The organism is Bradyrhizobium sp. (genome assembly GCF_004799445.1).
Taxonomy (GTDB): Bacteria; Pseudomonadota; Alphaproteobacteria; order Rhizobiales; family Xanthobacteraceae; genus Bradyrhizobium.
The window spans coordinates 20,393-46,833 of sequence record NZ_SSNA01000014.1 but is presented as its reverse complement, the minus strand read 5'-3'; the positions used below and the strand labels follow the sequence as shown (position 1 = coordinate 46,833).

The following is a 26,441-nucleotide window of genomic DNA, read 5'->3' as shown; positions in this document are numbered from 1 at the left end:
GCGGGCGCGCGCCAGCGACGCCATTCCGGGCGGCCGTCCGCCCAAACACGAAGACAAGCCGGACGCCGCCAAGGCCGCCGAAACCAGTTGCACGGGGATCAAATGACCAAAGCACAAGCCGAAAAATTTCTCACGCCGATGCCTCGCGTATCGAAGAGTCCCGCGATCATCCTGCCTGCCCTGGCCGGCGCCCTGATATGCGGACTTGCCGCCGTCTGGTCCATGGAGGCTCGCGCCCAGGCCAGCGACAAGGGCGCACTCGAACTTGTCGACCCCGACGTCTTTCGCGCCTGTGGCGATCCGCGCAATCTGCCGTTCTCCAACGAAAAGGGCGAGGGATTCGAAAACAAGCTTGCCGAACTCTTTGCCGCCAAGCTTGGCAAGAAGCTCAGTTACACCTACTTCCCGCAGGCAACCGGTTTCGTCCGGATGACGCTGGGCTCGTTCCGATGCGATATCATCATGGGATTTCCCCAAGGCGACGACCAGGCGCAGGTCACTGTCCCCTACTACCGGACGACCTATGCGCTGGTCGTCAAGCCAGGCAGCGGTCTCGAAGATGTGACCGCGATCAGCGATCCCAAACTCAAGGACAAGCGGATCGGCATTGTTGCGAGGACTCCTCCCAGCACCAACATGGCGATGAACGGCCTTCTGGCCCGCGCCAAATCCTACCCGCTGTTCATCGATACCCGCGCGGATTCCTCGGCGCAGGCCATGATGGACGACCTCGCCCACGGCGATATCGATTGCGGCATATTATGGGGACCGATGGCGGGCTATTACGCAAAGCAGGCCAACCCGCCCATGACCGTCGTGCCATTGACCAAGGAAACGACGGGTCCGCAAATGACCTATCGGATCGGCATGGCGGTCCGCGCAACGGACCAGGAGTGGAAACGCACGCTCAATCGCCTCATCATGGAAAACCAGCCTGAGATCAACAAGCTGCTGATCAGCTATAATATCCCCATATTGGACGAGACCAATATGCCCATCACGCCAGAGACACTCTCCAAGCGGCCATGATCAAGGCCGCCGCCCGTCTCGCGCTGATCGCGTTGCTGTTTGCCGCCGTGGAGGCCGCAGCCGCCGAGGTAACCGAGCCGGAGGGTTATCGCCTCCAGGATTATCGCTCGCCGACGCCGGCTACTTTGCGTGGCGCCAGGGTCATCGGCACTGACGAGGCGGAAACGATCTGGCGCAGCCATTCGGCTGCCTTTGTCGATGTGCTGCCAAGGCCGCCGCGACCGCGGAACCTGCCCGAGGGAACGCTGTGGCGCGACCAGCCGCGGCCCAATATTCCGGGCAGCATCTGGTTGCCTGACACCGGCTACGGCGAACTCGCGCCCAGTATGGCCGACTATTTCCTAAAGGGCCTGGAGAAAGCGACAAACGGCGATCACGCCAGAGCGGTGGTCTTATATTGTCTCGCCGATTGCTGGATGTCGTGGAACGCGGCCAGGCGCGCGCTGTTGCTCGGCTATTCCGAGGTGGTGTGGTATCCCGAGGGCACCGACGGGTGGCGCGTGGCCGGCCTTCCGCTGCAGGATGCCACGCCAGAACCGCGTCCGGGCGAGTAAACCGGTCTAAGAGCCTCCGCTCCGATTGAACCGAAACGGAGGCTCTAGCTTTTTGATTTGACGCGTTTTCCTTACGCGAACCGGCACCCACCTCCGGATCAAGTCCGAGAGCATGCTTCGCTGGAAAACGCTCTTTCCGGAAATTCCCTAATTCGCCGGCGCGTCGGCTTGCAGGCCGTCCTGGACCGCCCTGCCCAGATCAAACAACCGCTTTTCGATCAGCACGGGCACATCGCACACATACGAAGCCGATTTTCGTCGGTCTTCAAAAATCCGCGTCTGCCAGGACAACTGACTGGCGAGGTCATCGCTCTGGGCTTGATCGGCGTTTTGCGCATCCTGGATCCGGCGCATCCTCTGGGCCTTTTCGCGGATGTCCTCCGCCATGGCCTTCTGCTTGCGTGAAAAGCGCTCGATCCCGTTCATCACCTGATCGCGTTGCGCATTGAGCGTCGAATACAATGCGGCAAACAGTGGCTTCGCCTTTTCCTGCTTTTGCTCGGGGGTACCGACGATATAGTCCGCGATCAGTTTCCGCGCATCCTCGATGGAGGTGCGGCGAGCAGCGAGACGCGCGACAAGTTCTGCCTGCTTCGGGTCCGAAGAGATGGCCTTGTCGGTTGGATCAATCGGGGGGCCGTTCCAGACATTGGCGATCGCAATTCCCGGCACCTTCAATTGCTGGCACGGCCAGTCCGGATAACGCGGGTCGAGCGCGGAGGCCGGCCGCATCCAGCAGGTGGCCATCGCCACCAGGGCGCAGCAAAAAAACCCACGCGTCAAAACAGCCACGACGTGCCTCCCTGAGAGCCACCAACCGCCTTCTTGCTTTACGGCCCGCCGGCGCCTGCCGGGCCGGATTCGCCGCTGCCCCGCGGACGACCAAGCGTGGAGGAAATATATTCGAACTGCCTGGGCCTGTCGTAAGCTAAATTCAGGCAAATTGGGAATGTTCCTTGCCTTCAACTGGACGATACGGAGCGAGCCGCTCCGCCGGCGTATCGCCGGAAACAAGCGAGCATCGCCGCGTGCGCCATGGTATCGGCGCGGGGCTGTGCGGCTTGCTGGCATCCGCCCTGCTGCTCGCGCAGGCCGGTGCGGGAACCCCGACCGACGCACCGTCCGTCACCCCTTCGAGCCTGGCTCGCATCGGCACGATCAGCGAGCGCTTCCAGTCCTATAACATCGAGATGATCGAAGTCACCGGCGGAAAATTCTGGCGCCCTTATCGATCGAAACTGGAGGTGCCGCCCACACAGCCGCCGCGATCCGGATCGGACACACCGCCGGGAATGGATTCCAACCTGTATCAATACCGGCCGCCGATTGATCTGGCCAATGCCCGGTTGCGAAAGCTCGCGGCGGCGCTGGCGCCCGCCTATCTGCGCGTCAGCGGCACCTGGGCCAACAGCACCTACTTTGCGGATTCGGACGACGCGCCGTCGGCACCTGCAACGGGATTCAACGGCGTTTTGACCCGGCGGCAATGGCGCGGCGTGGTCGATTTCTCGCGTTCGGTGGACGCGCCGATTATGACGTCGTTCGCCGTAAGCCCGGGCGCCCGCGACGCCGTCGGCGTCTGGAAGCCGGACCAGGCCGACCGCCTCATCGGCTTCACCCGCTCGATCGGGGGCAGCATCGCCGCCGCCGAATTCATGAACGAACCCAACCTCGCCGAGATGGGCGGCGCACCCGCAGGTTACGACGCCACCGCCTATCGGCGGGACTTCAGCTTGTTCCGCGCGTTCATGCGGCGGGCGGCGCCCGAGACGATGATCGCCGGCCCCGGCACGATCGGCGAGCCTGCAATGGCATCCGACCTGCTCGCCGCTTCCGGCGTCGATGTCGTTTCCTACCACTACTATGGGACGTTGTCGGAACGATGCAGCGGCGGAAGCAAGCCGGAAGCGGCGCTTTCCGAAGACTGGCTTTCGCGCACCGGGCAGACCCTGGCCTTCTATCAGGCGCTTCGCGGCAGCCTCGCACCCGGCAAGCCGATCTGGCTCACCGAAACCGCGGAGGCTGCCTGCGGCGGAAACCCCTGGGCCTCGAGTTTCCTGGATACGTTCCGGTATCTCGATCAGCTCGGCCGACTGGCGAGAGCGGGCGTTCAAATCGTCATGCACAACACGCTCGCGGCAAGCGATTATGGCTTGCTTGATGAAACAACGCTGGCGCCGCGGCCGAATTACTGGGGCGCATTATTATGGCGGCAATTGATGGGCACCGTCGTGCTCGAGGCCGGCCTGCCGGTCCCATCCGGACTTCACGTCTACGCCCATTGTCAAAGAGGCAAGCCCGGCGGCGTGGCGCTTCTGGTGATCAACAACGACCGCGACGCGCCGCACACGCTCAGGCTTGCGGCGGCGTCGCTACGCTACACGCTCGACGCCGCGAACCTGCTCGACCAACGCGTCCGGCTGAACGGCAACCCGCTGGCACTTTCCGCCGGCGATGAACTGCCGGCCATCGAAGGCGTTCCAACCACCGCCGCCACCGTGACGTTCGCACCAGCCACGATCACCTTTCTGGCGATTCCGGAAGCCGGAAACAATGCATGCCGATAACGGGCATTCAACCGGCGGCGAGCTGCGTTGCCGTGGCGCGATACGGAATCCATTTTTCCGTCTGAAATCCTGCCGCTTCTTGGCATCGGCGGGCGGCCGTGCCACCCTGATGGTTTCGGTCGCCATGCAAAGGAAACAAACTTGCCCCCGGGAAAGGCCGCTGTGTATCGCCATCTCGTTGCATGGTGCCTGGTCGTCACCGGCGCGATGGTCGCCGCTTCAGCCGCGCGCGCCGCGGAGCCCGAGCGCTGCCAGGGGCTCTCCCGCCGATTTGAGATTGCCAAACCGCAGATTACCGCGATGGAAGTGTCGTTGACGCTGTTTTCCGCGGTCGACGCCAATTGCATCGACCTGGCGACGAAACTGCTCGACCAGGGCGCGTCGGTCGACGCGCGTGACCGGCTTGGTGCCCGACCGCTTAGTCACGCCGCGAAGTCCGGCCATCCCAGGATGGTCGATCTTCTGCTGGCGCACGGCGCACCGATCGATGCCCGCAATCTCGCCGGGGCCACCGCGTTATATTTTGCCGCCGAAGGCAGTCATATCTCGATCGCGCAACGGCTGATCGAGCGCGGAGCCGACGTCAAACTCACCGGACGCAGCGGGATCTCCCCGATCGCCGCGGCCGCCTTTGCCGGCAACGACGTGATCGTCGAAGCATTGCTGGCCCACGGAGCCGACGATTGCGCGCCCGACGAAACCGGCAAGCCGCCGATCGTCTATGCGGCAGCCGGCGCGCGGCTCGACATCGTGAAGCGGTTGCTGGCGCGAAATATCGATATCAACGCCCGCTACCCGAATGACCTGACCTTGCTGATGTGGGCGTCGGGCCCGGATGAACACGCCCCGGAAGCGCAAGCGGTCGAGGTCGTCGGCTTTCTCCTGGACCATGGCGCGCCTATCGACGACAGGGATGACCGCGGCCGGACCGCCCTGATGATTGCCGCCGAAGGCGGTTACGCGGAAATCGCCAATCTGTTGCTGGCACGCGGCGCCGATCCGGAGCTGAAGGACAAGGCCGGGAAACGCGCCGCGGACCTGACCGTGCTGTCTTCGCTGCGCGAACGCCTGACCCCGCGCTGATACGACGGGTCTGATTTGGCTGGACTGCATCGGGCCGCTACAGACCCGACAGATATTCCTCCAGCGCCGCAAGGTCGTCGGGCGCGGTGGCGAGCATCAAATCCGTCATGCCCGGATTGTTGCCGCGGGCGCGGCTGCGGAAGTCGGCGATGGTCTTTGTGAGGTATTCCCTGCTCTGGCCCGCCAGCCTGGGAATCGTTCCGTCGCCCTGAAACTGATCGAGATGGCAGCCGGTGCAGCCAATCGAGCGGTTGGCGTTCGAAGCGCGGTCCGCAACGTCCTTTGACGCGCGCGGCTGGCCCAGATCGGGCCACGGCTTTTGCGCGAGATATTCGGCGATCGCCTGCATCTCGTCGCGCTCCATCGATGAAGCGATCGGTTGCATGATGTCGCTCTTGCGGTCACCCCGCTTGAAATCGCGCAGCTGGATATAGAGGTAGCCAGCCTGCTGTCCCCAAATGACGGGAATCGTCTTGTCGGCCGGTTTGCCATCCGCGCCGTGGCAGGCGGCGCAGACCTGGGTCTTTTGTTCGATGCTTTGGGCGCTTTGAGCGCGCAGCGGCGTGATGCAGGCGATCGATAGGGCAGCGAGGGCAGCGATGCCGCAAACGCCGAAACTGAATTTCCCGCGCATTGATCCGATCCGGTGGAGGGCATGACGACACTAATCGAAAAGAGCGGGACCGCAAGCGGCCCCGCTCCATCGTTCGAGGATCGCCTGTTCGCTCAGTTGAGCGAGAAGGCGATGATGTTGTTGCCGCGGTGAAAGTCGACCTGGGTGTTGCCGCCCGCGCCGACCACGATGTATTGCTTGCCGCCCACCATGTAGGACGAGGGCGGCGCATTGACGCCCGCACCGGCGCGGAAATTCCACAATTCCTTGCCGTTGGACGAATTGTAGGCCGCGAACTTGCCGTTGCCTTCACCGGTGAAAACAAGACCGCCAGCGGTGGCGAGAATGCCGCCGATCATCGGCTCCGGCGTCTTGACCTGCCATTTGATCTTGCCGGTGTTGTAATCAACCGCGGTGATGTTGCCCGCCTGCGCCTCGCCCGGGATCGCCTTGAAGGCGCCACCAAGCCACAACTTGCCGTTCGGGTACGGCGAGTTCTCGACCTGGTAGGTCATCGGCTGGTGCAGGTTGATGGCATAGGCAAGCCCCTGCCCCGGGTCGGTGGCGATCGGCGACCATTCGACGCCGCCATTGGCGCCCGGCAGCATGCGCGCGCCTTCCTTGGTCGGCAGCACCCACATGTTCTCCTGCGGCACCATCGCCTCGGAGAAGCGGATCAGGCTGCAATCCTTGCGGTCATGAACGTAGATGTGACCGGTCTTGCCGGCATGAAGCACGCCGGGGATGGTCTTGCCATCCTTGCCCTTGACGTCCACCAGCACCGTCGGGCTAACGGCATCGAGATCCCACACGTCGTGGGCGATGTATTGAAGGTGGCAGACATATTTTCCGGTATCGAGATCGAGCGACACCAGCGAGTTCGTATAGAGATTGTCGCCTGGCCGAACCGAACCGTCGAGATCGGGCGACGGATTGCCGACCACGAAATAGATCCGGTTGGTCGCCAGATCGATCGCCGGATTCTGCCATACGCCGCCGCCCAGCTTCTGGTAGGGATCGCCGGTCTTGGCGAGCTGGTCCTTTTCAGCCTGGATATTGCGGTGCATGTCGCGGCCGGTCGCGTCCTTGGTCGCCCAGACGCCGACGCTATTCTCCGGTATCGTATTGAACGTCCAGATCAATTTTCCGGTCTTCGCATCGTAGGCCTTGACGAAGCCGCGGATGCCGTATTCGCCGCCATTGGTTCCGATCAGAACCTTGTCCTTGATGACGGTCGGAGCCATGGTCTCGCTGTAACCGAGCTCGGGATCGGCGATATCGGTCTTCCAGACGACATCGCCTGTCTTGGCATTCAGCGCCACCAGCTTGGCATCGAGCGTGGCCAGGTAGACGAGGTCGCCGAGAACCTGGACGCCGCGATTGTTCGGACCGCAGCAGTAGGTCGTTACCAGGCCCATCTTGTGATTATAGTGCCAGAGCTGCACGCCGGTTTTGGCGTCGAGCGCATAGACATGGCTGAACGACGTGGTGACGTACATGACGCCATCGACGACGATCGGCGAGGTTTCCAGCGATTCCTTGACGTCGGTCTGGAATATCCATGCGACGTGCAGGTTCTTGACGTTATCGCGGTCGATTTGCTTGGCCGGATAAAAGCGCGTCTGGGCATAGTTGCCATTGGTCAGCAGAAAGTTGGTGGTGCTCTTGTCGGCTGCATTGAGCTGAGCTTGAGTAACCGGCGAAACTTTCGCCTGCCCCGATGTCGACTTGGCCTCCTGTTTGACTTCCTGCTGCGCAAAACTTGGCCCAGCCAGCAAGCCGGTCGCGCCGAGCAATGCGGCGCACGCAATCGAAAATTTATTCATGTTTCCGCCCCAAATTATTCTTGTTGACTTCGACCGGCGTATTTGAAGCCACGCCGATACCGCTCAATCTGGCCCGATCGGACTGGCTTTGACAAGGAAAAAACGAGAAAGCGCACGAGCGCCGTCGCTTGCGCTTTCTTCCACACGCCCGGCTGATGCCGCATGCATGGCCGCCATGCGGGTCTGCCCACTCCGCTGCGCGCTCCCGTTCGACGGCGGCGCTCGTGGGCCTTCGCGCCGCAACACGCGCTTCATGAGTCACCGCCCGCAGTCAATTGCGGCCGGTCACAATCGCCGCGCGCGAGACGCAAGTCGATTGCAATGGGAATGCTATGTAAGGATGGCTGACCAAACCCAACGGCGTTCCGAACGGGGCCCAGCTTTCGCCAAATAAATTTGCCAACAATGCGTCTCAGAAAAAGGCAATGACCGCCGACACAGATTATCTGCGGCTTCTCGGCAAGGCTCGTTTTACGCGACAGGATGCCAGCAAAAGCAACGGCGTTGAGCGGTTTTGGGAAACATGTTCTGGCTCACGCCGAAAACATCATCAGCTTATGAAGAGCGAGGATTGATCATGATCAAGTTGAAAATCAACGGCCAGGAACGAAACTGGGACGGCGACCCGGACCTTCCATTACTCTGGTTTCTACGTGACGAAATCGGACTGACGGGCACGAAATATGGCTGCGGTCAGGCTCTCTGTGGTTCATGCACCGTCATCGTGGACAAGGAGGCGGTGCGGTCCTGCATCACCTCGGTCTCCGACGTCGTCAACCGCGAGGTCACGACGATCGAAGGCCTTCACCCCACGGGCGACCACGCGGTTCAGAAAGCCTGGCGCCAGGTCAACGTGCCGCAATGCGGCTATTGCCAGGCCGGGCAGATCATGCAGGCGGCGGCCCTGCTTTTGGACAATTCAAAGCCAACCCACGATCAGATACGCGAAGCCATGTCGGGCAATATCTGCCGCTGCGGCTGTTATCAGCGTATCGAAAACGCGGTCCATCTCGCTTCGACGGGGGTCTGACCATGAACATCATCACACGCCCGCATAAACTTCGCGGCATCGAGGGCCGCATCGGAATCGAAAAAATCTCCCGTCGCAGCGTTCTCACGGGCCTCGGCATCGCCGGCGGCCTGGTACTGGCCGCGCCTGTGACTTCACGCCAGGCTTTTGCCGCTTATGAGACCGGTGCCGGAAAGATGCCACACGGCACGGTGGTCGACCCGCGCGTCTTCGTTGCGATCGCATCCGATGGGACGGTTACGATCGTTGCGCACCGTTCCGAAATGGGAACGGGTGTGCGCACCAGCCTGCCGCTGGTTGTCGCCGAGGAAATGGAAGCCGACTGGTCGCGCGTCAAGGTCGCGCAGGCGCATGGCGACGAGGTCAAATTCGGCAATCAGGATACCGATGGATCGCGTAGCACACGGCACTATCTGATGCCGATGCGCGAGATCGGCGCGTCGGCACGCGTCATGCTCGAGGCTGCGGCCGCCAAACGCCTTGGCGTGCCGGTGACCGAGGTCAAGGCGGTAAACCATGAGGTGGTTCATTCCGCCAGCGGCCGCCGTCTCGGATTCGGCGAGCTGGCTGCCGATGCCGCCAAGGAACCGGTGCCGAGCATCGGGAGCCTGAAGTTAAAGGACCCGAAGGACTTTCGGTATCTCGGCAAGGGTCAGGTCAGCATCGTCGACCTTCGCGATATTACCGTCGGCACGGCGCAATATGGCAGCGATACCCGCCTGCCCGGCATGAAGTATGCCGTGATCGCGCGGCCGCCCGTCACGGGCGGCAAGCTGGTATCGTTCGATGCAACCGATGCGATGAAGGTCTCCGGCGTCGAGAAGGTCATGGAGGTGCAGGGTTGGCCGTGGCCGTCCAAGTTCCAGCCGCTCGGCGGCGTCGCGGTGATCGCGCGCAATACCGGCGCGGCCATCAAGGGACGCGACGCGCTGAAGATCGTCTGGGACGACGGAGCCAACGGCAAGTACGACTCGGTGGCCTATCGGAGCGAACTCGAGCAAGCCGCGCGCAAGCCGGGCCTGGTGGTGCGCAAGGAGGGCGACGTCGACGGCGCGCTGAAGGGCGCCGACAAGGTGATCGTCGGCGAATACTACCTGCCGCATTTGGCGCATGTGAGCATGGAAACCCCGGTCGCGGTCGCCAATGTCAGGGACGGCAAGGCCGAGATCTGGGCGCCCGTGCAGAGTCCCGGCGGAACACGGGAAGACGCCGCAAAAACCCTGGGAATCCCCGAGGATAACGTGACCGTCAATGTCACGCTGCTGGGAGGCGGTTTCGGGCGCAAATCGAAGTGCGACTTTGCGCTCGAGGCAGCCTTGATTTCAAAGGCGATCGGCGCGCCGGTGAAGGTGCAGTGGACGCGCGAGGATGACCTTCGCCACGACTTCCTGCACACGGTTTCGGTGGAACGCATCGAGGCCGGTCTCGACAAGAGCGGCAAGGTGATCGCCTGGCGGCACCGCAGCGTCGCGCCGACCATTGCCTCGACTTTCGCAGCCAATGCGGTGCACGCGGCTCCCTTCGAACTCGGCATGGGGCTCATCGACATGCCGTTCGAGATTGCCAATATTCAATGCGAAAATCCCGAAGCCGCCGCGCATGCCCGCATCGGCTGGTTCCGCTCGGTGTCGAACATCCCGCGCGCTTTTGCGGTCCAGTCCATGGTGGGCGAACTTGCCCACGCCACCAATCGCGACCAAAAGGACATGCTGCTCGAGCTCATCGGCTCTCCGCGTCTGGTCAAGCTCGATTCCGTCAAGGACCCGTGGAACTATGGCGAGCCGTTCGATAGCTATCCGATCGATACCGGGCGTCTGCGCCGTGTCGTTGAGCTCGTCGCGGACAAGGGCGGCTGGGGACGATCGGTACCGAAGGGACACGGCCTCGGGATTGCCGTCCATCGCAGCTTCGTCAGCTACATCGCGACCATCGTCGAAGTAGCCGTCGACGACAAGGGCAAGCTCAGCATCCCCCGGGTCGATACCGCCATCGACTGCGGCACGTTCGTCAACCCCGAACGAATCCAGTCGCAAATCGAGGGCGCCGCGATCATGGGGCTCAGTCTCGCCAAATACGGCGAGATCACCTTCAAGGACGGCAAGGTGCAACAGGGCAATTTCGACAATTTCCCGGTGGTCCGGATGGACGAGGCTCCCCTCATCACCAACGTGCATATCGTTCCCGTCGCCGCCGACACGCCGCCAAGCGGGGTCGGGGAACCGGGCGTGCCGCCGTTTGCTCCAGCGCTGGTCAACGCCATCTTCGCGGCGACCGGCAAACGCATCCGGGCGTTGCCAATCGGCAAGCAGCTTGAAACCTGAGAGGGGGGTTGCGCGTTCAAGTGGTTTGACGAGGAAGCCATGATGCACAGCAAGGTGACAGCGTTGGCGGTGTTGGTCCCGGGCCTGCTTCTTTCAGGCCTCCAGCAAGCGGCTGCCCAGGCAGGTCAGCCGCCCGACACCACGGCCACGCGACCCGCGAAAACGCCGCCGGGGCAATCGTCGGTGCCCAACGACAGTCCGGCGGCCACGCGGACCGAGACCACCGGCGCGACCAACCAGGACGCCGGCGTCAAGAAGATGAACGAAGACGAGAAACAGAAGGTCGATACCAAGGGCAAGTAGTTCGCCTGAACGATCGGCGGACCAGAGGAAAGGGCGGCGGACATCGGTCCGCCGCCCTTTCCCGAAGCTTGAACTACCTATCCGCCGATCACTTCTTGACGGCGAACACCCAGACGACGCCGCCCTGCGGCACGTTATTCTCGACACCGACATTATTGCCGGTCGCCAAGGCGTCCTGGATGCGCTGCGCGTCGACGCCCCAGCCCGACTGGACGGCGATGTATTCCGTCCCGTCGACTTCATAGGCGATCGGCATGCCCATGATGCCGGAGTTGGTCTTTTGCTGCCAAAGCAGTTCGCCGGTCTTCGCATCGAAGGCGCGGAACATGCGGTCATTGGTCCCCCCCACCAGCACGAGATCGCCGGCGGTCGCCGTCACCGAGCCAAACAGCTGCGATTTCGGGAAGTTATGCGACCAGACCTTCTTTCCGGTGGCGGGATCCCATGCCTGCAGTTCACCGAAATGATCGGCCCCGGGACGAGCCTTCAGGCCGATATCTTCGGGCTTGGTCCCGAGCCAGAGCTGACCGGGAACCAGCGGCACCTTCTCGCCGGTAAAGCCGCCGCAGAAATTCTCGTTGGCCGGAACGTAGACGAAGTGGGTCCTCTGACTATACGCCGCCGACGGCCAATCCTTGCCGCCCCACAATGACGGACAGAACTCGACCCGCTTGCCGACGACCGGCTTGTGATCCGGGTCGACAATCGGCCTGCCGGTCTCGGCCTCGATGCCTTTCCAGACATCGGTCTGAACAAAGGGCCAGCCGGCTACATAGTTGATCTTGTTCGGTTGGCGCTCGAGTATCCAGAAGATCGCGTCGCGCCCGGGATGGATCAGGCTCTTGAACGAGCGACCCTCCCTTTGCAGGTCGATCAGCATCGGAGCATCGACCTCGTCCCAATCCCAGGAATCGTTTTGATGGTACTGGTGGAACGCCTTGATCTTGCCGCTGTCGGGATCGAGCCCGAGCACTGAGCTGGTGTAGAGATTGTCGCCGGGGTGAGTGGCGCCCGGCCAGGGCGCCGCGTTGCCGATGCCCCAATAGATCGTCTTGGTGTCGACGTCGTAGTTGCCTGTCATCCAGGCCGATCCGCCGCCCGATTTCCAGTCGTCGCCACTCCAGGTCTCGTGACCCGGCTCACCCTCACCCGGGATGGTGAACGTCCGCCACAATTCCTTGCCACTATTGCCGTCGAACGCGACGATGTAACCACGCACGCCGAATTCACCGCCGGAGCCGCCGACGATCACCTTTCCATCGACGACCAGCGGCATCAGGGTCAGATACTGGCCCTTCTTGTAGTCCTGAACCTTGGTATCCCAGACCACTTTGCCGGTTTTGGCATCGAGCGCGACCACATGGTCGTCGGTGGTGGCCAGATAGAGCTTGTCCTGCCACAAGCCGACGCCACGGCTGGTCGGATGCAATTGAAAGAGATCGTCGGGAAGCTGGCGTTTATATCGCCAGTACTCATCGCCGGTCTTGGCGTTGAGGGCGATCACCTGCCCCATCGGCGTTGCCACGAACATCACCCCGTTGTTGATGATCGGCGGCGCCTCGTGCCCCTCAACAACACCGGTCGAGAAGGTCCACACCGGCGTCAGGCTTTTCACGTTGGAGGTGTTGATTTGATCGAGCGGGCTATAGCCCTGCCCATCATAGGTACGGCGATAGAGCATCCAGTTGCCGGGTTCGGGATTGTTCAGGCGGTCGGCGGTCACCGGGCTGTAATTCTCGATCGGGCCGGCGCCGGCACTGATTGAGATTAGGCACGTGGACGCGACCAGGCCCGACAATAGCCATTGCTTCTTGGTCATAGACGTTACCTCCCTGTTTGTTTTTTGCAGCCGATTATGGTTATGCGGAATCCGATGCGGGCCGGCTTCACCCTGCTTGCTGTGCGCCCACCTTTCCAACGAATGTTCCAGCTACCGTGAGCGAACCGCCGGCGGTCGCCAGCGGAAGCGCCGCCAGACGCCGCGGCGCCGGTCCGAACACGACTTGAGCACCCTGCCGGGGGTCGTATTCGGAATTATGGCAAACGCATTTGCAGACGTCCTTGTCGCCCGCTGTCTCCTTCACCCAGGCCGTCACCGGACAGCCAGCGTGGGTACATATGGCCGAATAGGCCACGAAGCCGTCCGCGAAACGCGCGCGCGTCTCGTCGTCAAGTTCGGCTGGATCGAGTTTGACGACCAGTATCTCGTTCAACCGTGAACCCTTGCGGATCACCGAGGTTGTCGGATCCTTAGGCCACGCCCGCACCGGCGGCCCGCCCAGCCTTAGATCCTGCGGCTTGATGACTTCACCTGTATGCTCACCTTCGGAGAAGACGAGAACGTCACCCTTTTGAGGGCGCTCGTCGCTGCCCGGCTGATCGTCGTCGGCGGCGGCAGGCGTCGACGCCGCGACGCCCGTCGCCAGAGCTGCCAGGATGAGCGTGCGCCGCGTTTGATCTGAAGACGATGACATGGTCGTCTCGGGTTTGATACGGTGACTGATTCAGATACGGCGCATACTGAACGGCGGAACTCGGCCGAAAAAGAGGCAACAGATAATCTTTATCATGCGCCCTCCTCCATTTTTCACCCAGACAGGGATCCGCGCTCCCAAAGGGTCATCGTTTGATCTGAACACAGCTATAGAAAAACATGTCATGCGCATTTCGCATGTCAGCTCAAACGGCTTCGAGTTTGTGCAGCGCGTTATGGAAAGGCCTTGAAGCTTCCGGACCGGCGGCGCCTCACCTTCACGCCAACAGTTCGATATCGGTTGCAACCGATTCGAGAGCAGCCTCTCATCGCATTCTCGACTTCAACTTGATCGTCGTGCCATCCACCGCGAACTTGCCGTAACCGTGATGGTGAATGGTCTTCAGATTGCGTTGCCTGGGATCGGTCCAGGCCTGCACCACTTCGAGAACGAACAGATTGTACTTGTTCACCAGATGGCCATCGACCACCTTGCATTCCAAATTGGCGAAGCACTCGGCGACCAAAGGCGCCGCCACGCGCCTGGCCTTCAGCGGCGTCAGGCCGAACTTTTCGAACTTCGCCACTTCGCGGCCCGAGCAATTTCCGACGTCCACGACTTTTTGTGCAAGGTGCGCCGCCGGAATGGCGATGACGCATTCTTTTGTCGCCCGCAGCGCCGCGAAGCTGTAATCGGCGTTGCTGACCACGCAGGCCACCAGCGGCGGCTCAAACTCGACCATCATGTGCCAGGACATCGTCATGACGTTGGCGCGGCCACGGCGGGCGGTCGTCAGCAGAACGACAGGGCCCGGCTCAAGCAACTGATAGACCTTCGCCAAAGCCAGTTCTTTCATCAGTGCATCCTCTCGGGCAAGCGTTATGAAACGGCGATGTCCGCGTTGCTTTCAATGGCGAAATCTTGCCAAATGTGACGGAGAGTGCTCAAAGAAGGCCACGCCTAGCTTGATCTCTGTCAACTGCTTCCTCCCTTAACCGGCGGATGCTGCAAGCCAATAAACTGCCTACGGGGAAACATCATGACCGCGCCAGCCCGGGCCAAGCCCGGTTCGCAACCTTTCGATTCACCGCGCGGCATGGCGCTATTGCGCGACCCGCTGCTCAACAAGGGGACGGCTTTCACGGAAGCCGAGCGCGACGCGCTGGGATTGCGCGGCTTCCTGCCCGCGCACGTGCTCTCGATGGAGGAACAGGTCGCGCGTGTTCTGGTCAATCTGCGCAGCCTGCCCAATGATCTGGAAAAATACATCGCGCTCAACTCGCTGCACGATCGCAACGAGGCGCTGTTCTTCCGCGTCGTGTGCGACAACATCGATGAAATCCAGCCGCTGATCTACACCCCGACGGTGGGCCTCGCCTGCCAGCGTTTCGGCCTGATCTTCCAGCGGCCGCGCGGCATGTTCATCAGCGCCAACGACCGCGGGCGGATCGCGGAGCTCTTGGCCAACTGGCCGTATCCGGCCAGGCTGATCGTCGTCACCGATGGAGAACGTATCCTGGGCCTCGGCGATCTCGGCGCTCACGGCATGGGCATTCCGGTCGGCAAGCTCTCGCTCTATTCGGCCTGCGCCGGCATCCACCCGGAGCATTGCCTGCCGGTGATGCTGGACGTCGGCACCAACAACGAGGAGTTCCTCAACGATCCCTATTACATCGGCCTGCGCCGCAAGCGCCTGACCGGCGCCGCCTACGACGAATTCGTCGATGAATTCATCAACGCTGCGCGCGCCGCCTTCCCCGGGGTGCTGATCCAGTTCGAGGATTTCGCCAATCATTCGGCGTTTCGGCTTCTGCACAAATACCGCGACAAGATAAATGTCTTCAACGACGACATCCAGGGAACGGCCGCGGTGGCGCTGGCGGGCCTGTTTTCGGCGTTGCGCGTGACCGGCGGCAAACTGACCGAGCAGAGAGTGCTGTTCCTTGGCGCAGGCGAAGCAGCGACCGGCATCGCCGACCTCGTGGTCTCCGCCATGATGGCGGAGGGTGCATCCGAGGCCGAGGCTCTGAAGCGGACCTGGCTCGTGGATTCGCGCGGCCTGGTCGTGAAGAATCGCGCGGGCCTCACCGATCACAAGCTGCGCTACGCCCACGATCATCCGCCGATCGGCGACTTCCTGACCGCGATCCGGACCCTCGGGCCCACCGCGATCATCGGCGTTGCCGCCGTCGGCGGCGCCTTTACCCCCGACGTGCTGAAGACCATGGCCGAGATCAACGATCGGCCGATTATATTTGCGCTCTCCAATCCGACATCGAAGGCGGAATGCTCCGCCGAGGAAGCCTATCGCCATACCGGGGGGCGCGCGCTGTTCGCGTGTGGCAGCCCCTACGATCCGGTGAACCTCGGCGGCAAGACGTTCGTGCCGCGCCAGGGCAATAATTCCTACATCTTCCCGGGCGTCGGTCTCGGCGCGATCGCCAGCGGATCAAGGCTGGTGACCGACGAGATGTTCATGGCGGCGGCGCACACGCTGGCCTATCTCGTCAACCCCGACGACATCGAGCAGGGCAGCCTCTATCCGGCGCTGCCGCGGATCCGTGAGGTCTCGGCGCACATCGCGATGGCGGTGGCCGAAGTCGCCTACAGGCGCGGACTTGCGACCGCGCCGGCGCCGAACAACCTGATGGCGTTCATTGAGTCGCAAATGTACCACCCCCGCTATTGAGCGCACATTCGACCTGATTTTGTGGGCTTGGTGACGAGCGCTCGCGCGATCACGATCCGCCGGTGCTGTCTGGCGACAGCCGCGCTCCGCGCTCGCCGACGGCGGCATCGCATCCGTCCGGCGGCCAGGGATGAACTCGTGGGCGCCGTTCGGCCGCGGCGATCACCCGCCCGGCCAGCCGAAGCCCGCGCCTTTCCGGTCGGCCATTCACCAAAAGCAAACAGGCCCTGGAAAAGGGCCTGTTACTATCACACCGCGTCCTTGGCCGCCTTGACCGGGCGTGCTCTGACAATTTTGCGCGCCGGTTTGGCCTTGAACATCATGGGCTCGCCGGTAAACGGGTTGGTACCCTTGCGCGCCTTGGTGGCCGGCTTCTTGACGACCACAAATTTCGCAAATCCCGGAACCAGAAACACACCAGATTTCTTGAGTTCTTTGTAGCCAACCGTCGCCAGCGTCTCCAGAACGCCCTTTACGTCCTTCTTTGCAACTTCGTTCTCCGCAGCGATCTTCTCGATCAGTTGCGACTTTGTCATCTGTACTGCCATTTTGACTCCCACATGTTGATTCGCGTCCCGAACACTATTTCGGAATCCGCCTGAAAAGCAGGGCATTTCGCGATCTGCACAGCTTTGTTGAAGGGCCCAGTCGGCTCAAACACCTTCCCGGCCAGCAGCAAACGCCACTTCCCGGCCTCTATATTGACTGGCGATCTTGCTGGCCAGTCCCAGACTGACCGGTTTTGTGTCAATTAATGACTCCCTCCGCGATTGTGTCGTACCCTTAGGCAAGGCCCCCCAGCCCCCCAACAGGGGTGGCCGCCAATGGCTGCGCTGAGGAGATTTTCGATGGGTTTCACGCGTCTGGAGATCAATCGCCGTACCGCGCTGATGACGTCGGCTGCGATTGCCGCTGATATCATCAACCCCATGCGGGCCTTTGCACAGGAGACGCCGCGCAAAGGCGGTGTGTTCAACGTTCACTATGGCGCCGAACAGCGCCAGCTCAACCCCAGTATTCAAGCCTCCACCGGAGTCTACATTATAGGCGGAAAAATCCAGGAAAATCTGGTCGATCTGGACGGCAACGGCCAGCCCGTCGGCGTTCTCGCGGAGAGCTGGGAGGCTTCGCCCGATGGCAAGACCGTCACCTTCAGGCTTCGCAAGGGCATCACCTGGCACGATGGCAAGCCTTTCACATCGGCGGACGTCGAATTTACCGCCATGGCGATGTGGAAGAAGATCCTGAACTACGGCTCGACGCTGCAGCTTTTTCTGACCGGCGTTGACACACCCGATCCGCTGACAGCGATCTTCCGTTACGAGCGGCCGATGCCGCTCAGCCTGTTGCTGCGTGCGTTGCCGGACCTCGGCTATATCTCGGCAAAGCACCTATATGAAACCGGCGACATCAGGCAGAACCCGACCAATCTCGCCCCCGTCGGCACGGGTCCGTTCAAGTTCGTCAAATACGAACGCGGCCAGTACATCATCGCCGACCGCAATGCGGATTACTGGCGCCCAAACGCACCCTATCTCGATCGCATCGTCTGGCGCGTCATTACCGATCGCGCGGCGGCGGCGGCGCAGATGGAAGCCGGCGAATTGCACTACAGTCCGTTCTCGGGCCTGACGATTGCCGACATGGCGCGACTTGGCAACGACAAGCGCTTCATCGTCTCGACCAAAGGCAACGAGGGCAATGCCCGGACCAACACCATCGAATTCAATTTCCGCCGCAAGGAGCTGTCGGATATCCGCGTTCGCCGCGCCATTGCGCACGCCATCAACGTGCCGTTCTTCATCGACAATTTTCTCGGCAATTTCGCCAAACTCGGAACCGGGCCGATTCCATCAACCTCGACGAATTTCTATCCGGGCCCGAACACGCCGCAATATCCCTACGACAAGGCAAAGGCGGTCGCCCTTCTTGATGAAGCCGGCTTCAAACCCGGCGCCGGAGGCACCCGCTTCTCGTTGCGCCTGCTTCCGGCGCCATGGGGGGAGGACATCTCCCTTTGGTCGACCTTCATCCAGCAATCGCTGTCGGAAGTCGGCATCCCCGTCGACATCGTGCGCAACGACGGCGGCGGCTTCCTCAAGCAGGTCTATGACGACCACGCCTTCGATCTCGCCACCGGCTGGCACCAATACCGCAACGACCCCGCGATCTCGACCACGGTGTGGTACCGTTCCGGCCAGCCCAAGGGGGCACCCTGGACCAACCAGTGGGGGTGGCAGGATCCGGCCGTCGACAAGACGATCGATGACGCGGCCACCGAAATCGACCCCGTGAAGCGAAAGGCGCTGTACGCCGATTTCGTCAAGGAGGTGAACTCCGAGCTTCCGGTCTGGATGCCGATCGAGCAGATCTTCGTGACCGTGATCAGCGCCAAGGCGCGCAATCATTCGAATACGCCCCGCTGGGGGTCGGCCAGCTGGCATGATCTTTGGCTTTCCGCGTGAGATAATATCCGCCAAGATGTCCCGATGCGTATCTTGAGACTCGCGGGACGGCGTCTCGCCACTTCGATTCCGACATTGATCCTGATTCTGATCGGCATCTTTTTGCTGCTGCAATTTGCGCCGGGCGATACGGTCGATGCGATGATGGCGCAGATGGGCGGCGGCGACGCCGCCACCGCACGGGAACTGCGCAGGTTCTACGGTCTCGATCTTTCAATTCCGGTGCAGCTCGGCAATTATCTCTGGCGTCTCGTCCGGCTCGATCTCGGCTTCTCCTCGATCTACGGCAAGCCGGTCTCCGTCGTCATTGTGGAACGGCTTCCCCCGACCCTGCTTCTCATGACGGCGTCGCTGTCGTTCGCCTTTTTCTTCGGGCTCGTGTTCGGCGTCATTGCCGCGCGCGGCGTCAACAAATGGCCCGACACGGTGATTTCAATCGCCGGCCTGATTTTTTACGCCACTCCGTCATTCTGGTTCGGGTTGATGGCGATCGTGGTGTTTTCGGTCTATCTGCAGTGGCTGCCGGCCGGCGGCTTCGAGGACATCGGAGCGGTTCAGACCGGCATCGGGCGTACCTTCGACATCGCGCGCCACCTCGTTCTGCCTACCTTGACACTCGGCCTGATCTTTCTGGCGATCTATCTGCGCATCATGCGCGCCTCGATGCTTGAAGTGCTCAATCTCGACTATGTGCGAACCGCGCGCGCCAAGGGGCTCGACGAGACGCGGGTGATAACCCGCCACGTCCTGCGCAATGCACTGCTGCCGATGGTGACCCTGATCGGACTGCAGGCTGGAACGATGCTGGGCGGCTCGGTTGTGGTCGAGAGCGTCTTTTCGCTGCCGGGTCTGGGGCGTCTTGCCTATGAATCCGTGGTCCAGCGCGACCTCAACACGCTTCTGGGAATTGTTTTCGTCTCCGCCCTGCTGGTTATCACCGTGAATTTCATCGTCGACTTGATCTACGCGCGGCTCGATCCACGCATTGTGGCCGAGGGTTGAGGCATGGACACGGCCAGACGCTACTTTCGAAGTCCTGCCGCCGTCACCGGGCTGGTGCTGCTGCTGGTCGTGGTGGCGATGGCGATCAGCGCCGGCTGGATCTTTCCGCGCGAGCCGCTTGCGCTGGCCGGACGGCCGCTGATCTGGCCGTTTTCAAATCCGCGTTTCCTGCTGGGCACCGACAATTCCGGTCGCGATATCGCGGCGCAAATCTTCCATGGCGCGCGCATTTCACTGCTGATCGGCGGCGTCGCCACCGTCATCGCCATCGGCATCGGCATCCTGATCGGCGCCTTCGCGGGCTTCTATGGCGGCTGGATCGACAACGTTCTGATGCGCATCACCGAGGCGTTCCAGACATTACCCAATTTCGTTCTGCTGCTGGTGCTGGTCGCGGTGTTCGGCTCGACGCTCACCACCGTCACCATCGCCGTCGGCGTGGTATCGTGGCCGGCGCCGGCCCGGCTGACGCGCGCCGAGTTCCTGTCGCTGCGAAATCGCGAGTTTGTGCAGGCCGCGCGGACCCTGGGCATGCGGGATATTCAGCTCATTGTCGGCGAGATCTTGCCCAATGCGTTGCCGCCGGTCATCGTCTATGCCAGCGTGGTCATGGCGGTCGCCATCCTGCTCGAAAGCGCACTCGCCTTTCTCCACCTGTCCGACCCGAACGTTGCATCCTGGGGTAACTTGATTGGCCTCGGCCGCGATGTGCTGCGGGTTCAGTGGTATGTCTCGGCGATTCCGGGCATCGCGATCCTGGTGACGGTCCTCGCGGTATCGCTGGTAGGACAGGGATTGAACGACGCGCTCAATCCGAGGCTCAGAGGGCGATGAGCGAGCCGTCGAGCGCCATCCTGACCCTCGACGGACTCAGCGTGCGACTGCCTTCCGGCGCCGACCGACCGCATGCGCTGTCCGGCGTTTCGCTCTCGATCGCTGCGAACGAGATTCTCTGCGTGGTTGGCGAGTCCGGGTCCGGCAAGTCGATCATGGCCAACGCCATCATGCAGCTATTGCCGGGCGGGGTAACCATCGATGGCGGCCGGGTGATGTTTGAAGGCCGCGATCTGGCGGCGGCCACTGGCGCTGAAATGCGGCGCGTTCGCGGCGCCGGCATCGCGATGATCTTCCAGGAGCCGATGACCGCGCTTAATCCGTTGCGTAGCATCGGCGGTCAGATCGGCGAGATGTTTTCGATCCATACCGACCTGTCCAGCGCCGCGATCCGCGCCAGGGTGCTGGCGCTGCTCGAAGACGTGCGCATCCCCGATCCGAAAGGCGCCGCGCGCGCCTATCCGCACGAATTGTCAGGTGGCCAGCGCCAGCGCGCCATGATCGCCATGGCGCTTGCGCTCGATCCCAGACTCCTGATCGCGGACGAGCCCACGACCGCGCTCGACGTTACCACGCAGGCGCAGATCCTGACCCTGATCCGGGATCTGCAGAAGCGCAAGAAGACGGCGGTTCTGTTCATCACGCACGATTTCGGCGTGGTGGCAGAGATTGCGGACCGTGTCGCCGTCATGCAGCACGGTTCGATTGTGGAACAGGGCGACGCCGCCTCGGTTCTCCACGACCCGCAGCATCCCTACACCAGACAGTTGATGGCCGCCGTCCCGCCCCTCACTTCGCCGCCGCCGCGCCAATTATCCGACGACACCATCCTGACCATCGACAACATCTCGAAGACATACCGGACCGGCGGATTTCTCGGTCGAGGCGCCCGCGTCACGCCGGCGGTGAAAAACGTTTCGCTCAGGCTGCCGCGGGGCGCGACGCTCGGCATCGTCGGCGAATCCGGATCCGGAAAATCAACACTTGCCCGCTGTATCGTTCGCCTGATCGATCCCGACACGGGTGCCATCATCCTTGAAGGCAAGGACTGGGCGAAAATGTCGCGCAAGGACGTTCGCTCCGAAACCCGGAATATTCAGATGGTGTTTCAGGATCCGTTTGCGTCGCTGAACCCTCGCCGCAAGGCGGCGGATCTGGTCGCGCAGGGCCCGATCGTGCACGGCACCCCGCCGGCCAAGGCCATCGCCGGTGCAAAGGAGCTGTTCGAGCTGGTCGGGCTCGATCCATCGGCCAGCGACCGCTTTCCGCACGAATTTTCCGGTGGCCAGCGTCAGCGTATCGGTCTCGCCCGTGCGCTCGCGCTCCGCCCGCAGGTCCTGGTCGCGGACGAAGCCGTTTCAGCCCTCGACGTGTCCGTGCAGGCGCAGGTTCTGAAGCTTCTCGCCGCATTGCGCCAGCGCCTCGGCCTCTCCATCATCTTCATTACCCACGATCTCAGGGTGGCCGCGCAGATTTGCGATCTCGTCGCTGTCATGAAAGATGGCGAGGTGGTGGAACAAGGGCTGGCCGGCGATGTCTTTGACCGTCCTCAGCACGCCTACACGCGCGCGCTGCTGGATTCGGTACCCGGCGCCGATCTCGCTAGGCGACGCAAGGCAGCGTTGCCGCCGTCCGATTGAACCTTCAGGCGATTTCGCGCGCGTCGCGCCGCCGGTAGACCATCAGCATCAAAGGCGCAATTCGACGCAAAAAACCATGCGCGGGGATCGGCGCCGGATCGGAGAACGGCAGCGCCAGATCCTGTTCCGGAACGCCACGCACGGCCCTGGAAAGCTGATCGCCGAGCGCGATCGAAAGCGCGACCGCGCGACCGTTGCAACCGGTCCAGCCATAGGCGTCGGGCCCGAGCCGATGAATGCGCGGAAGGAAATCGGTGGTCATTCCGACATAGCCGTTCCAGACATAATCGAATTCGACCGGCCCGATCTGCGGCCACAGCCGCTGCAGGCGCTCCGTCACGCGATGCTTGATCCGTTCCGCCTTGTTGCCCGGACCGATCACGGCGCCGCCGGTGACAAGGCGATTCCGCGCGTCGTAGCGTGCAAAGTAGAGTTCGCCGTGGGTGTCGGACATCGCCTGCCGGCCAGGAATGATCGTCGCCCGCGCTATTTCAGACAGCGGCTGCGTCGCCATTTGCCAGGACAGTATCGGCATGACTTCATGCGCGATATCGGGCGCCAGCGATTTCGAGAATTCGCCGCCATAGGCGTTGGTCGCCAAAATCAAGGCGCGGCCGCTGATCTCGCCCTTTTGCGTCCTGACGATCCAGCGGCTGTTTTGCCGTTCGAAACCGGTCGCGGGCGAACGCGCGTAAATCCGGCCGCCGCGCTCCAGCACGACGCGGGCAAGACCCCGCGACAACGCCAGCGGATTGATGTGGCCTCCGGTCTTGTTCCAGAAGCCGCCGAACCAGGCATCCGATCCCAGCATCTGACGGGTCTGGTCGCGGGACAGCAGTTCGACCGCGGCACCGAATTTCGACCATTGCCGCACCCGCCGTTCCGCGATCCTGATGCGGCCGGGCGAGTGCACCGGCTGAACCCAGCCGGTTTGTTCCTGCTCGGCCTGAATTTGATAGCGCCGCGCGACATCAAACAGCGTCGAGGCGCTGTCACGCAACAGTCCAACAAAACGCTCCCCGGCCGCGCCGTGCTTCGCCACGATGTCGTCCGGGTCGGGTCGTGACAATGTCGGGATCACCTGTCCATTGTTGCGGCCGGAGGCGCCCCAGCCCGGCTCCATGGCTTCGACGATCGCGACATCAACGCCTGCTTCGCGCAAATGCAGCGCCGTCGACAGGCCGGTGAAGCCGCCACCGATCACGATGACATCGGCTTCGGCCATGCCAACGAGTTCAGGCAGCGCGGGACCGGCCGAAGTCACCGCCTCCCACAGCGAGTCGGGCGCGCGGACCTTTGCGGTATCCATCATGATCCTTTCTTGTTCGATCGACGCCAGCCAACCGAAGCTCACTTGAATTGGTTGCCTTGCAGACCCCGGATCGATCTGGTTAGCTTAGTACGCCAATTCATGCCGGGGAAATAAAAGCGTGGCGCTCAGGAATGTCATCGGAATCGATCACGCCGTCGTCGTGGTCAGGGATCTCGACAACGCTGCCGAAAACTGGAAGCGGCTTGGTTTTACCGTGTCGCCGCGCGGCACGCATAGCGCCAAGATGGGATCAGGCAATTACACCATCATGCTCGACCCGGACTATATAGAATTGCTCGGCGTGCTGGTTGAAACGGAACACAATGCTCCGACACGCGCAATGCTTGCGAAACGCGGCGAAGGGATCGAACGCGTCGCATTCACGGCGGTCGATTCGGCCGCCGGCGCCGAGGAGATTCGCGCGCGCGGCTATGAACCCGTTGGCCCGACCGATTTCGAACGGCCGGTAACGATGCCGGACGGCCAGCTGTCGGCGGCCAGATTCCGGACCTTTCAGTGGCCCATTGCCGAAGCTCCGGGTGGGTTGCGCATCTTTGCCTGTCAGCACAAGACGCGCGACACCGTCTGGATTCCGGAACTGATGCAGCACGCCAATGGCGCGAAACGGCTCAGGCGGGTGCTGGTCGTATCAACGGAGCCCGCCAGTGATGCCGCGCATCTGGCTCGCATGATCGATCGAGAGGTCAGGCCGGAGCCGGATGGCGCCGTCGCGGTACCGTCCGGTTCAGACCGCGCCGATTTCATGTTCCTCAGCAAGGACCAGTTGGGCCGCCGATATCCCGAAGTCCCGCTGGCTGGATTGCCGGAGCGCGGCGGTGCGGGCCTTGTGCTGGCAACGTCCGATCTCGCCGCCGCGGCCAAGGCGGTCGGCAGCTCCGGCGTCCGCAGCGCGGGCGCTGTTTGCGTCGCACCTGCTAGAGCCAATGGTACGCTGTTGATCTTCGTCGGGGCATAACAGCGGGCCTACCGCTGACGGGCCTCGCCGGCGACCGCCTGACCGGCCTCCCGCCTGCGCGGCAACCTCCAGTCCGGCCGTATGAAGTGACAGGTGTAACCGTCCGGATAGCGTTCCAGGTAATCCTGATGCTCCGGCTCGGCTTCCCAGAACGGTCCAACCGGCGCAACCTCGGTGGTGACCTTGCCCGGCCAAAGGCCGGAAGCATCGACATCCGCGATGGTGTCTTCGGCGATCCGCTTCTGCTCGTCGCTGGTATAGAAGATCGCCGAGCGGTAGCTCGCTCCCCTGTCGTTGCCCTGACGGTTCAGCGTGCTTGGATCGTGAATCTGGAAAAAGAATTCCAGCAGCTGACGATAGCTGATGACCTGCGGATCAAAGCTGATCTCGATGGCCTCGGCATGGTTGCCGTGGTTGCGATAGGTCGCGTTCGGCACCTCGCCGCCGGTGTACCCCACCCTGGTTGAAACCACGCCGGGATACCGGCGCAGCAGATCCTGCACACCCCAGAAGCAGCCCCCGGCAAGGACTGCGCGTTCGGTCGAAACTGTCATAGCTGTCCTCCTCCGGTTCACCGCGGGCGTCGCTCCCGAAGCTCCATCAAAGAAGCATAATGAGCCCGAACGATGCAGAAGTGCAAATATTCACGAACGGCCGCTTTGCGCCAGAGGCGGTCGGTCATCGGAAGACGCTCACGCCTTCAGGCGCTGCCTGTTTTGACAGACGGCTGTCTCAGAAATTGATGTTCGCGGCCTTGATGATCGGGCCCCACTTCTCGATCTCGGCCTGCGTAAAGGCCTTCAAATCGGCCGGGCTTCCCCCCGCGGTTTCGGCGCCGAAATTGGCAAGGAACTCCTGCGTCTTCGGCTCTTTCAGCCACGCATTGGTGGTCGCATTCAACCTGGCCACGATCTCGGCCGGAACCTTGGCCGGCAGCAGCAAGGCGTACCAGACGCTTGCCTCGAAGCCGGGGAGCCCTGATTCCGCTACCGTCGGCACGTCCGGGAGCTTCGACCAGCGTTGCGAAGACGCGATCGCCAGTGCCTTGATCTTGCCTTGCTGGACGAAGGGAACGTAGGCCGCCATCGAATCCATCCCGATATCGATATGGCCGCCGATCAGATCCGTCAGTATCGCGGCACTGCCGCGATACTGGGCCTTGCCGAACTCGATCCCCGCCGTGCGGCCCAACAGCTCGCCGGTGATGTGGCCCAAAGTGCCATTGCCCGGAAACCCGGCTATGGCCTTGTTCGGGTTGGCCTTCGCATAGGCGATGAAATCCTCAAGCGACCCATAGGGCGCGCCCGGCCGGGCGGTGATGATGACCGGAGCCTTGCCTACCAGCACGACTGGCGCAAAGTCGCGCTGCGGATCGAACTCCATTGCCTTGTACATCAACTTGTTGGTCGCGGCCTGCCCGGTCGTCGCAAACAGAATGATGTAACCGTCGGCCGCGCCGCGCGCGACGGTAGCTGCGCCGATATTTCCGCCGGCGCCGCCCTTGTTTTCCACCACAAAGGGCTGGCCGAGCTTCCCGCTCAGTTCCTGCGCAAGACTGCGGGCGATCACATCCGAAGTGGTGCCGGCCGCGAACGGAACAACCATCGTCACTGGGCGCGACGGCCACGTTTCGGCATGACTCGGCGCGGCCTGCGTGAACCACAATACCGTCGCCAGCAGTCCCGCTGCAGCAGCACGCCGATCGATCGATCGCATTTCGTTA

The 26,441-nt window shown here is 62.4% G+C and carries 24 protein-coding genes; 14 read left to right on the top strand and 10 right to left on the bottom strand.

Going from position 1 to position 26,441, the window contains the following annotated elements; all coding sequences use genetic code 11:
- The first annotated feature begins 102 nt into the window (after positions 1 to 102).
- Together E8A46_RS00990 and E8A46_RS00985 are read left to right on the top strand one after the other, a co-directional pair.
- A complete protein-coding gene (locus tag E8A46_RS00990) occupies positions 103 to 1,029 on the top strand; it encodes a substrate-binding domain-containing protein (protein WP_363250821.1) in 927 nt (308 codons plus the stop codon).
- Positions 1,026 to 1,583, top strand: coding sequence for a PQQ-dependent catabolism-associated CXXCW motif protein (locus E8A46_RS00985; RefSeq protein WP_291556245.1), 558 nt, complete (start codon positions 1,026 to 1,028; stop codon positions 1,581 to 1,583). Before E8A46_RS00990 ends, E8A46_RS00985 begins: the two co-directional genes overlap by 4 nt.
- A 147-nt stretch (positions 1,584 to 1,730) precedes the next feature.
- On the opposite strand, the gene E8A46_RS00980 is transcribed toward E8A46_RS00985, so the two are convergent.
- Complete coding sequence (locus E8A46_RS00980) at positions 1,731 to 2,654, bottom strand: hypothetical protein (protein ID WP_291556243.1); 924 nt, start codon at positions 2,652 to 2,654, stop codon at positions 1,731 to 1,733.
- On the opposite strand from E8A46_RS00980, the gene E8A46_RS00975 reads away from it, so the two are divergent.
- Positions 2,612 to 4,150: a hypothetical protein gene (locus E8A46_RS00975; protein WP_291556241.1), complete on the top strand. Its 1,539-nt coding sequence runs from the start codon at positions 2,612 to 2,614 to the stop codon at positions 4,148 to 4,150. The two genes, E8A46_RS00980 and E8A46_RS00975, sit on opposite strands and share 43 nt — an antisense overlap.
- Positions 4,151 to 4,291: 141 nt before the next feature.
- On the top strand, positions 4,292 to 5,233 hold the full coding sequence (locus E8A46_RS00970) for an ankyrin repeat domain-containing protein (protein WP_291556239.1): 942 nt from the start codon (positions 4,292 to 4,294) through the stop codon (positions 5,231 to 5,233).
- A 37-nt stretch (positions 5,234 to 5,270) separates the two neighbouring features.
- Here E8A46_RS00970 and E8A46_RS00965 read toward each other — a convergent pair whose 3' ends face one another.
- Both E8A46_RS00965 and E8A46_RS00960 read right to left on the bottom strand, forming a co-directional pair.
- The gene (locus E8A46_RS00965) at positions 5,271 to 5,867 is read right to left on the bottom strand and encodes a c-type cytochrome (RefSeq protein WP_291556237.1); all 597 of its coding nucleotides are present in this window, start codon (positions 5,865 to 5,867) and stop codon (positions 5,271 to 5,273) included.
- Positions 5,868 to 5,959: 92 nt separating this feature from the next.
- Complete coding sequence (locus E8A46_RS00960; RefSeq protein WP_291556235.1) at positions 5,960 to 7,672, bottom strand: PQQ-binding-like beta-propeller repeat protein; 1,713 nt, start codon at positions 7,670 to 7,672, stop codon at positions 5,960 to 5,962.
- 425 nt (positions 7,673 to 8,097) lie between these two features.
- Here E8A46_RS00960 and E8A46_RS00955 point away from each other — a divergent pair, with 425 nt between their 5' ends.
- From E8A46_RS00955 to E8A46_RS00940, 4 genes are read left to right on the top strand one after another with little or no spacing between them, the layout of a single operon-like run.
- A complete protein-coding gene (locus E8A46_RS00955) occupies positions 8,098 to 8,247 on the top strand; it encodes a hypothetical protein (protein WP_291556233.1) in 150 nt (49 codons plus the stop codon).
- A gap of 2 nt (positions 8,248 to 8,249) precedes the next feature.
- On the top strand, positions 8,250 to 8,702 hold the full coding sequence (locus tag E8A46_RS00950; RefSeq protein ID WP_291556231.1) for a (2Fe-2S)-binding protein: 453 nt from the start codon (positions 8,250 to 8,252) through the stop codon (positions 8,700 to 8,702).
- Between the two features lie 2 nt (positions 8,703 to 8,704).
- Complete coding sequence (locus E8A46_RS00945; protein ID WP_291556229.1) at positions 8,705 to 11,023, top strand: molybdopterin cofactor-binding domain-containing protein; 2,319 nt, start codon at positions 8,705 to 8,707, stop codon at positions 11,021 to 11,023.
- 39 nt (positions 11,024 to 11,062) lie between these two features.
- Positions 11,063 to 11,326 (top strand): hypothetical protein, encoded by a 264-nt coding sequence (locus tag E8A46_RS00940; protein WP_291556227.1) that lies wholly within the window; start codon positions 11,063 to 11,065, stop codon positions 11,324 to 11,326.
- 88 nt (positions 11,327 to 11,414) lie between these two features.
- Here E8A46_RS00940 and E8A46_RS00935 read toward each other — a convergent pair whose 3' ends face one another.
- From E8A46_RS00935 to E8A46_RS00925, 3 genes are all read right to left on the bottom strand, one after another.
- Entirely contained in the window at positions 11,415 to 13,145 is a 1,731-nt protein-coding gene (locus E8A46_RS00935; RefSeq protein WP_291556225.1) for a methanol/ethanol family PQQ-dependent dehydrogenase, read from the bottom strand.
- A 67-nt stretch (positions 13,146 to 13,212) separates the two neighbouring features.
- Complete coding sequence (locus E8A46_RS00930) at positions 13,213 to 13,800, bottom strand: Rieske 2Fe-2S domain-containing protein (RefSeq protein WP_291556223.1); 588 nt, start codon at positions 13,798 to 13,800, stop codon at positions 13,213 to 13,215.
- Between the two features lie 325 nt (positions 13,801 to 14,125).
- Positions 14,126 to 14,656: a flavin reductase family protein gene (locus tag E8A46_RS00925; protein WP_291556222.1), complete on the bottom strand. Its 531-nt coding sequence runs from the start codon at positions 14,654 to 14,656 to the stop codon at positions 14,126 to 14,128.
- A 240-nt stretch (positions 14,657 to 14,896) separates the two neighbouring features.
- On the opposite strand from E8A46_RS00925, the gene E8A46_RS00920 reads away from it, so the two are divergent.
- Complete coding sequence (locus E8A46_RS00920; RefSeq protein ID WP_291556249.1) at positions 14,897 to 16,489, top strand: NAD-dependent malic enzyme; 1,593 nt, start codon at positions 14,897 to 14,899, stop codon at positions 16,487 to 16,489.
- A 248-nt stretch (positions 16,490 to 16,737) separates the two neighbouring features.
- On the opposite strand, the gene E8A46_RS00915 is transcribed toward E8A46_RS00920, so the two are convergent.
- Complete coding sequence (locus tag E8A46_RS00915) at positions 16,738 to 17,037, bottom strand: HU family DNA-binding protein (RefSeq protein WP_291556220.1); 300 nt, start codon at positions 17,035 to 17,037, stop codon at positions 16,738 to 16,740.
- A 300-nt stretch (positions 17,038 to 17,337) separates the two neighbouring features.
- Here E8A46_RS00915 and E8A46_RS00910 point away from each other — a divergent pair, with 300 nt between their 5' ends.
- From E8A46_RS00910 to E8A46_RS00895, 4 genes are read left to right on the top strand one after another with little or no spacing between them, the layout of a single operon-like run.
- Positions 17,338 to 18,954 carry an ABC transporter substrate-binding protein gene (locus tag E8A46_RS00910; RefSeq protein WP_291556218.1) on the top strand — a complete coding sequence of 539 codons (1,617 nt, stop codon included), beginning with the start codon at positions 17,338 to 17,340 and terminating at the stop codon, positions 18,952 to 18,954.
- Positions 18,955 to 18,978: 24 nt separating this feature from the next.
- The gene (locus E8A46_RS00905) at positions 18,979 to 19,956 is read left to right on the top strand and encodes an ABC transporter permease (RefSeq protein ID WP_291556216.1); all 978 of its coding nucleotides are present in this window, start codon (positions 18,979 to 18,981) and stop codon (positions 19,954 to 19,956) included.
- A gap of 3 nt (positions 19,957 to 19,959) precedes the next feature.
- A complete protein-coding gene (locus E8A46_RS00900) occupies positions 19,960 to 20,790 on the top strand; it encodes an ABC transporter permease (RefSeq protein ID WP_291556214.1) in 831 nt (276 codons plus the stop codon).
- The gene (locus tag E8A46_RS00895) at positions 20,787 to 22,430 is read left to right on the top strand and encodes an ABC transporter ATP-binding protein (RefSeq protein ID WP_291556212.1); all 1,644 of its coding nucleotides are present in this window, start codon (positions 20,787 to 20,789) and stop codon (positions 22,428 to 22,430) included. Before E8A46_RS00900 ends, E8A46_RS00895 begins: the two co-directional genes overlap by 4 nt.
- A 4-nt stretch (positions 22,431 to 22,434) precedes the next feature.
- On the opposite strand, the gene E8A46_RS00890 is transcribed toward E8A46_RS00895, so the two are convergent.
- Positions 22,435 to 23,739, bottom strand: a complete 1,305-nt coding sequence (locus tag E8A46_RS00890; RefSeq protein ID WP_291556247.1) for an FAD-dependent oxidoreductase — start codon at positions 23,737 to 23,739, stop codon at positions 22,435 to 22,437.
- A gap of 121 nt (positions 23,740 to 23,860) precedes the next feature.
- Between E8A46_RS00890 and E8A46_RS00885 the strand changes: the two genes are divergently transcribed.
- Entirely contained in the window at positions 23,861 to 24,718 is an 858-nt protein-coding gene (locus E8A46_RS00885) for a VOC family protein (protein WP_291556211.1), read from the top strand.
- 8 nt (positions 24,719 to 24,726) lie between these two features.
- Here the strand turns inward: E8A46_RS00885 and msrA are convergent, their stop codons facing one another.
- Positions 24,727 to 25,272, bottom strand: a complete 546-nt coding sequence (gene msrA / locus E8A46_RS00880; protein ID WP_291556208.1) for a peptide-methionine (S)-S-oxide reductase MsrA — start codon at positions 25,270 to 25,272, stop codon at positions 24,727 to 24,729.
- 178 nt (positions 25,273 to 25,450) lie between these two features.
- Positions 25,451 to 26,434, bottom strand: a complete 984-nt coding sequence (locus E8A46_RS00875; RefSeq protein ID WP_291556206.1) for a tripartite tricarboxylate transporter substrate binding protein — start codon at positions 26,432 to 26,434, stop codon at positions 25,451 to 25,453.
- Positions 26,435 to 26,441 lie beyond the last annotated feature (7 nt).